Consider the following 7,692-nt stretch of genomic DNA (forward strand, 5'->3'; position numbering starts at 1 on the left):
TGCCCCGCGCAAGGCGGGCGAAGTTCTGCGTGCGGCGTTGACGCCAGCCGACGAGCGTCTTTACATTGCGAAGGCGAGCGGTAAAAATACGGCAATTTTCGACGGGAGAGGGTTTCCCGCATTGCTTCGCCCGCGACCGATGGCGGCGGTCGCGCATTGATGTAAGAAGATACTTCGCAAAACAGCCGCGCTGCGCTATTAACCGAAAATATCCGGTTTTGGACGCATAAATGAGAATTAACCGTTGGCATTTCAGGGCGCAGGCGCTGGTTACCGTGCTTTTCCTCACTGCTTGCGCGGTGGTGGACGGACCGAAAATGACCGCAACCGGGCGCGGCGTCGCTTCGGGGGCGACCGTGTCGATCGTTCCGAACGATAGTGAAGATGCAGCAACCGACGGGCTTGTGCGGCAGCTGGTCGTTGCCGAACTCCGGCGCACCGGCTTTAGAGTTGACGAGACAGCCGACTTGGTAGTTGAGTATGCGTTCGCAAAACGGCCGACCCAAGTTGGAATATTGCTATCTGGCAGCAAGGCCGACGGAAGCGAATTGGGTGGATGGCGTTCCCGACCGATCGACAATGACCTGGTATCACTTTGCCGTCCTGCACTTCACCGGCTGATGCTGGTGATCACCGACGCTCGATCAGGTAAAATCGTTTTCAGAGGCAGCAGCGAAGATGACTGGTGCGGTGATGTCGATAGAGGAAAACTCGGAGGCATGGTGAAGGCGGCGATCTCAGGATTGCGTGCGAACCTTAGCCCCGACTAAGAAACGGCAGCAAAAGCCAACCGAAAAGTCGTGCCTTGTTCGGCGGACGATTGGCACTCGACCGTTCCTCTGCTTTGTTCAACTGCGCTTTTTACAAACGACAAGCCAAGGCCGGCGCTGATCGTCGCTTGGGCATCGTGATGGCCGAAGCGATCGAACAGGTTGCGCAGCCGTATTTCCGGGATGCCAGGACCTTGATCTTTGACCTCGCAAATGACCATGTCGGCATCGGCTGCATCACCCGGCTTCCGGGTAATATAACAATCAACCGTCGCTCCTGCCGGGCTGTACTTGATAGCATTGTTGATCAGATTGCCGATCGCTCTCAAGATCGCCGAACCATCGACCAATACGTAATGCGCGCTATCGTCGTCATGCACAATCACCTTGATGTTCTTCGATTGCGCAAAGGTAAAATTATCATCCGCTGCCTCGCGCATCAGGTCGACCATCTCAAATTCAGCCAGATCAGGCTTCACCACGCTTAAGCGTGCAAGTTGGACGAAGTCATCGGCCAGCTTCAGCGTTTTTTCGGCATGCGTTTTTATCCGCCTGAGCAAATCCTCGATTGGCATGGCTGAACCGCTAGGCGTATGCGTTAGCGAGAGTATCGCGGCTTGGGGCGCGCGCATGTCGTGCGACAGGAATTCGAGCATTTCCTTGCGTTCGGTTTCCGCAGCCCGAATAGCTGTAATATCGGAAAGGCTTATAATCTTGCTGAGGCTGGTGCCATTGGTCGCTGTCAATTCCGCGCGGCCGAGAATGTAAACCCGTTTTGCCGGCGATTGCCATTCGGTTCCGGGCTGAAGCTCTTCGGTCACACTCAAGCCCAAAAGTTCGTTCAGAAATTGCTGCTCCAGGTTCTCGCTCAAAACAGTTCGTGCTGCGTTGTTTGCCAACAATATCTTGCCAGTTTCGTCGATAACAAAGATCGCATCGGGTGCCGCCCCAACCACGCCTTCGACGAAATTCTGCCGATTGGTCAGTTCACCCAACACCAATCGCAGCCGTGCGGCCCGTGTGGCAATTGCATCCAAACCATAAGTTTTAGCTCCTCGCGGCACATCGCTGACGCTTGAAAGCCGGTTGGCTTCATGCTCGACAAAGTCGTTGAGCGCGCTAAGTCGCCTCCATCCCCATAAGGGGTAAACGAGCAGCGTTGCCATCAGCGCGGGGCCGGGGGAAATCCAGAGCCGACCGACAACGGCTCCAAACCAACTACCCGCTGCTAAAAGCAACAGCATAAGAAGCGAAATCACCAGGTTCGAACGCGGACTTAAGTGCCAGAAACCCAGCATCAGCGCAAAGATAGCGCCGATAGCGACCGCCAGACTCCACGGTGCTGCCGCCTCTCGCATGAACCGGCCCGACATCAGCCCGTTCAAAAGATTTGCCTGAATTTCAATTCCGGGCATTGCCGAACCCACTGCCGCAGATACCGGAAAATTATCTCCCATGCCCTGCGCAGTTGCGCCCACCAAAACAAGCCTGTTTTTCAGGAATTGCGGCGGGAGTTCGCCTTGTAACACGCTGACGGCTGGCACAGTTTGATAAGAATGGCGCCGGAGCAGCGGCAAAAGCACCTTTCCATCCTCGGTGGCAGGTGACGAGATATTGTAGATCTGCGCCACCTCGCTGGCGGCTTCCATCAAATGTTTATATGGCAGCGACGATCCCGCACTTTTGATTTCCGCGCGGCGAACGATGCCGTCAGGATCGAATTGTAGCCCCACGTGGCCGACGCGTGCTGCGAGGTTCGTTAGCGGCTCAAACGGGCGATACAGGTCGATGTCTCGACCATCTGAGCCGGGAATCTGATATTGAAGCGGGAGCACGACCTTGCCTGAATCAGCCACGGCCAATGCAAGTTTCCTGTCCGCGTGCTCATCTTTGGGTTCGATAAAGAGCACGTCATAGGCAATGACTTTTGGCTTTGAAGCTGCAATTTTGGTAATCAGCTCGGCGTGGATTGAGCGATCCCATGGCCATTCACCGATTGCGTTCAGACTGCGCTCGTCGATTTCGACGATGATGATGTCACTGGACGGGGCTCCCGATGCCAATGGTATAGCGCTGTCGAGCAAGAGATTGTCAATATAATGCGTCCAAGTGGTGTTTGCCACCCAGACGGCGAAGCCGCAGGCAAGCGAAAAAATCGCCCACCATTCCAGGATCAGCCTTTTTTGAAGCAATCATCCAGCCCTATTTGTCTATCGTAAACATTTGCGGTTGCGACCAGATATCGACCGGTCCGTCGGCTGTATTCTGGCGCATGTTCACGCGCCAGCGATATGTGCCGGGGGGCAGATTGGTAAGGGTTATTCCAGTCGCTTCCAGCCCCGGTTCATCCACAAGCGGGATCGCTGCGTCATCGGCCGCGAACAGTTGAAATCTGTAGATCGTGTTTGTGGCACCTTGATCGATCCAGTTGATCTGGAAAGTATCGCCGGTTGGCGCAGAGGCTTCCGTCGCTCCGATTTCCATATACCGGCGCCGGAAAGCAAATGTATCGGACAAGCCCTCCAAGCCGCTGTCAGCGATCGCCATAGCGCGGACGAAAAATGTTCCGTCAGGAACGCTGTCAAAACTGGCAACCGGGCTGACCGATACATCTTCCGCAATCATCTCGAGGAAACCTGCGTCCCGGGCGACCTGCGTGTGATAGCCTTTTGCGCCGCTGACGGCGGACAATCTGAACATGACCTTCGCATCAGCCTGCAAGGAGCCCGAATTCAGAATAGCGGGCGGCGGGAGCAGCTGTTCCTTCAACAAATTTCCTGTTTTCGGCAAGGCCGCGCCAAAACCATTTGGCAAAACTGTGGGTGTCGCCGATTTACCTGCATCGACAGCAACAGCACCTTCAACGACCTCGGTCAGCGAAGAGCCTTCAGGGCCTTCATAGCCGAAACGAAAAACGGTGCCACGGACCGCGGAAACAGCCGTCGGGGTGCGCATTCGGAACTTGCTGTTCGGATTTCGGACAGGTGCCGCAGTTGTCTCCGCACGACCGCGCTCAACAAACAAATCGATGTCATTGCCTCCAGTCAGCACATAGCGGCGCAATCGGAGGATTTTTACCCGGCTGTTCGACGGCAGGCTGACTTTCGATCCATCTGAGACAGCCATCGTCAGGAACCCCGGCGCGCCTGTGATGATGGTTTGGCTTTCCAGGATGCCCGATCCAATGGACGGCGCGACCGATCCTTTAGACCCGGCAATTGTGACATTCCCGCTGAAAGCTACCACCTTTGCAGTCATCGGAGTGCTTTTCAGCAAGGTGACGGGTATCTTTAGAACCGTCCCGGGGCGGATCTTTGTCGCATCCTTTATTCCATTGAGCCGCTGGACCTGCAGCGCCGAGTTGGTCGAGATCAGATATTTGCCGGCAATGGAATTGAGCGTGTCATCCTTCTTGAAGATATACGCCACGGTTTCGCCCGCTGCATTTTCGGCATGCGATGGCGGTGCGCATAAAAATGCAAGAACCAATGCAAAGAGGGCGGTCCAGCGATTTAGCAAATGCGCTACTCCTCAATTCCGAACTGCTCAAACCGATACCCGAACCCAAATACTGTCTGCAACCTGAAGCCATGCTCGGGTTTCAGCATCAATTTTGACCGAACCCTGGACACATGCATATCTAGCGTGCGCGTTGGCAAATCGGCAACGCTATTCCATACAGCCTGCAAAATATAACCCCGCGACAACGGGCGGTGGCGGTTTTCGAAGAACAGCTCTGCCAAGGCAAATTCTTTGGGCGTCAGCGTTACGTCTTTCCCGCGCACGTTGACCGTGTTTGTGGACCGGTCAAAATCAAACCCGCCAGTCGAATAAAATCGCTCGACTGGCTGCTGCGGCTTGGCCCGTCGGAGCGCCGAGCGCACGCGAGCCAGCACAACGCTATGCGTTTCCGGCTTGATGATATAGTCGTCGGCACCTGCTTCCAGCCCGCGCACGACGTCGTCACCGGACGAACGCGTAGTCATCATAATGATGGGTGGGCATGGATTCAGGTTGCGACGCGCCCAGTAAACCACCTCCATGCCCGATTGTTCGGGCATGTTCCAATCGACCAATACCAAATCGAAAGTCTCTCTCGCTAGCGCCGTGATCAAATCCCTACCGTTGGAGAAACGGACACAGGGATAACCTGCCGGCCCCAGTGTCCGCTCCAGACCGTCAACGATGTCTTTGTCATCATCTGCAATTGCAATTCGCATTTCTCTAACCCCTCAAGCCGACCGCGTGGGATGCAAAATCAACTCGCATCACTCCTTAAAACACCAGACAAGCACACTGTTACAAATAGTTGCATGCCCTTGCTCCATGACATCGCTGGTTCGATTCAACATTCAAGCCTCATACTACATTGCTCATTCAATCCGCGCAGTAGGGGCTGCTCTTCCGTTCATAGCGTTAACGAATTGAACCGACTTTTCTTTTGAAAACAACGGATTGCAATTCGTCCATCCCCCGCAGCTCTGCCCCTAACAAGAACTGCCCAAAACGACCGATTCGCAACAGATTCGAGCTAGCAATAGCCCAATTTTCGAGGGGAACATCCGCACGTTTACAAATTGTTGCAAAGGCACCGATTCTCATTAACCATTTTCACGTATAAGCCCCTCACATTCCGCAATTGATTTACGGAATGGATCAAACAGGTCGAGGGGCATGAGAGTGATTGCAACTGCTACATCGTTGAAGGCGCGCGAGCGTGGCGATTTAATCGTCCCGGCGAAATCCGCCGCGGTATTGTCAGCGGTAATTCGCAACGCGCGGAACGCCGCGCTGCTGGCAGGGGCGTCCGCTGTCGCCTTGGTCAGCATCCCTGCGCACGCAAACCCGTCTACTGCAGCCAATAGCGCAAATTTTTCCCAGACCACTGCCGGAGCCATCTCGCAGACGGTCCCTGATGGCGTATGCGCCGTTGCCACCACCGTCCGCGGTGGCAACGGCGCATCGTCAGGTACGACAGCCACGTTGGGCGGTATCGGCGCACCCGGTGCCATTATCAATGCCCGTTTCAATGTATTGTCCGGTCAAGCGGTAACTGGCGCGGTTGCCAGCGGCGGGGGCGGCGGGAAACTCTCCCTGGCCCCCACAAAAAACGGGAGCGGGAGGGTTGCCCGGCGGGGGGGGCGCGCCCACCCTCTCTGCGCCCGCCACAAATAACGGTACCGGCACGGCCAATGGCGGCAGCGGCGGTTTGGTTGGCGGCGGCAGCACGACGCTGCACCGCGGCGGCGGCGGCGGCGGCAGCAGCTCTATCAGTGTCGGCGGCGTCAAGATGGTCGAAGCGGGCGGCGGCGGTGGCGGCGGTGCTGCGCACCAGGCTGCGCCGCTCGGCAATGGCGGCGGTGGCGGTTTTACCGGAATTGCACCCGGCGTTGTCGCACCCGGCATCAACGGCAATGTTGGTAACAACACGACCAACAATGGTGGTCGAGGTGGTTTGGCCGCTGCGGGCGGCGCAGGCGGTGTTCATACAGCGAACGCCGCACTCAACGGTTTTGCAGGGCAGGGCATAGGAACCGGTACCGGCGGCAATGGCGCAACCGATACCGGAACGGACACCGGCGGCGGCGGTGGCGGTGGTTATACCGGCGGCGGCGGCGGTTCAGGCACGTCGGCAGACAGCCAGACCGCAGCTGGCGGCGGCGGCGGATCGAGCTTCGTTCGCGCGACCTCGCCCACTCTAACAGCAGCAACTCCCACGGCGGTCTCCGGCGCTGCAGCAACGGCAACGCCTGCTGGCGCAGTGGTTGGTACAGCGGGGGCGGTGACGATCGACTGGATACCATGCCGCTATGTCTTGGCAGTCAACAAAACAGCTTCCGTCACCAACGTCAACGCGGGGGCGAAAACGGTCTGGACGATCACCGTTCAAAATACCGGCCCTGATCCGATGACCAGAGGCGATCTCGTCACACTGACGGACACCCTGCCTGCCGGCCCAATCGGCGCGCCATCGCCGCAGTTCCGCGTGCTCTCAATCGGCAGCTCGGGAGGTTCGAATGCGGATATGGTTAGCGGTGCGATTTCCTGCACCGGTTTGACCGTCGGCGGCGCGATGCCTGCCAGCACCGTCTGCTCACGGCCTTACGCTGCCGCGACGGGGACACCCGGCTTGCCCAGTGGTGGCACACGTGGCCTCAACAATGGCGAAACGCTGACCATCACCTATGAACAGGTCTTTGCAAACACCGCTGCCGCCGCTTCGATTACAAATATGGCTACGGTCAATGACCGTTCAACGCTGACCGGCACGACCGACATCACCGGAACCAACGCTGCGCGCACTTCCTCAGCTACGGTCAACGTCGTTCCTTACAATTTGCGCGTCAGCAAAACGGCTTCTTCGGCCAACATAAACGCCGGTGGTGCGATCACCTGGACCGTAAACGTCACCAATGACGGGCCGGGAAACATGTTCGGACCGGACGACACCACGGCGAACGCGCTGAGCGTCACCGATGCCGCGCCAACAGCCAACGCGTCTGCGCCAACGGGCTTTACCTCATCCGGTCCGGCTGGCAGCTGCACCTATTCAGGCAGCACCATTACGTGCCCGGGCAGTCTCAACAATGGCCGGCGGCACTCCTGCTGGAACCGCGATCACGAATAATGCAAACGTTACGGACTATGTGACCGGCGATACGAATGATGCCGGTTCGGCGACGGTTACGGTTTCCCCAAGCGCCAACTTGTCAGTGACCAAGTCAAACGGTGCTTCGACCGTCTATTCGGGCAGCACCATCACTTACACCGTGGTCGTAACCAACAACGGTCCGGACAGCCCCACGGGTGCCGTCGTCTCCGATTTCGTTGGTCCAGGCATTACCTGCCCCGCAGGCAATTCAGTGACCATCACCGGCAGCGGGGTCCCGGGCGGTAGCTTTACCATCGCCAACCTCACCGG

At 57.3% G+C, this 7,692-nt stretch carries 8 protein-coding genes; 3 read left to right on the forward strand and 5 right to left on the reverse strand.

The genetic code is table 11. The features are described from left to right. Window positions 1-230 precede the first annotated feature (230 nt). Window positions 231-770: a hypothetical protein gene (locus Q0239_RS08975; RefSeq protein ID WP_298601454.1), complete on the forward strand. Its 540-nt coding sequence runs from the start codon at window positions 231-233 to the stop codon at window positions 768-770. Here Q0239_RS08975 and Q0239_RS08980 read toward each other — a convergent pair. The 5 genes from Q0239_RS08980 to Q0239_RS09000 all read right to left on the reverse strand — a co-directional run bounded on the left by Q0239_RS08980 (window position 767) and on the right by Q0239_RS09000 (window position 5,782). Next, a complete protein-coding gene (locus tag Q0239_RS08980) occupies window positions 767-2,893 on the reverse strand; it encodes a CHASE2 domain-containing protein (protein ID WP_298601457.1) in 2,127 nt (708 codons plus the stop codon). The two genes, Q0239_RS08975 and Q0239_RS08980, sit on opposite strands and share 4 nt — an antisense overlap. Window positions 2,894-2,972: 79 nt before the next feature. Continuing rightward, a complete protein-coding gene (locus Q0239_RS08985) occupies window positions 2,973-4,199 on the reverse strand; it encodes a FecR domain-containing protein (RefSeq protein WP_298601460.1) in 1,227 nt (408 codons plus the stop codon). A gap of 95 nt (window positions 4,200-4,294) precedes the next feature. Next, the gene (locus Q0239_RS08990) at window positions 4,295-4,990 is read right to left on the reverse strand and encodes a response regulator transcription factor (protein WP_298601463.1); all 696 of its coding nucleotides are present in this window, start codon (window positions 4,988-4,990) and stop codon (window positions 4,295-4,297) included. A 196-nt stretch (window positions 4,991-5,186) separates the two neighbouring features. Further along, a complete protein-coding gene (locus tag Q0239_RS08995) occupies window positions 5,187-5,372 on the reverse strand; it encodes a hypothetical protein (RefSeq protein ID WP_298601466.1) in 186 nt (61 codons plus the stop codon). Further along, window positions 5,372-5,782, reverse strand: coding sequence for a hypothetical protein (locus Q0239_RS09000; RefSeq protein WP_298601469.1), 411 nt, complete (start codon window positions 5,780-5,782; stop codon window positions 5,372-5,374). The genes Q0239_RS08995 and Q0239_RS09000 overlap by 1 nt, the downstream gene beginning before the upstream one ends. A gap of 113 nt (window positions 5,783-5,895) precedes the next feature. Between Q0239_RS09000 and Q0239_RS09005 the strand changes: the two genes are divergently transcribed. Beyond that, window positions 5,896-7,398 carry a hypothetical protein gene (locus Q0239_RS09005; RefSeq protein ID WP_298601472.1) on the forward strand — a complete coding sequence of 501 codons (1,503 nt, stop codon included), beginning with the start codon at window positions 5,896-5,898 and terminating at the stop codon, window positions 7,396-7,398. Next, window positions 7,358-7,692, forward strand: a 335-nt coding sequence (locus tag Q0239_RS09010) for a hypothetical protein (protein ID WP_298601475.1), incomplete at its 3' end; no start/stop codon positions are given. The genes Q0239_RS09005 and Q0239_RS09010, both read left to right, overlap by 41 nt.

This window comes from uncultured Sphingorhabdus sp. (assembly GCF_937872355.1).
Classification (GTDB): Bacteria; Pseudomonadota; Alphaproteobacteria; order Sphingomonadales; family Sphingomonadaceae; genus Sphingorhabdus_B.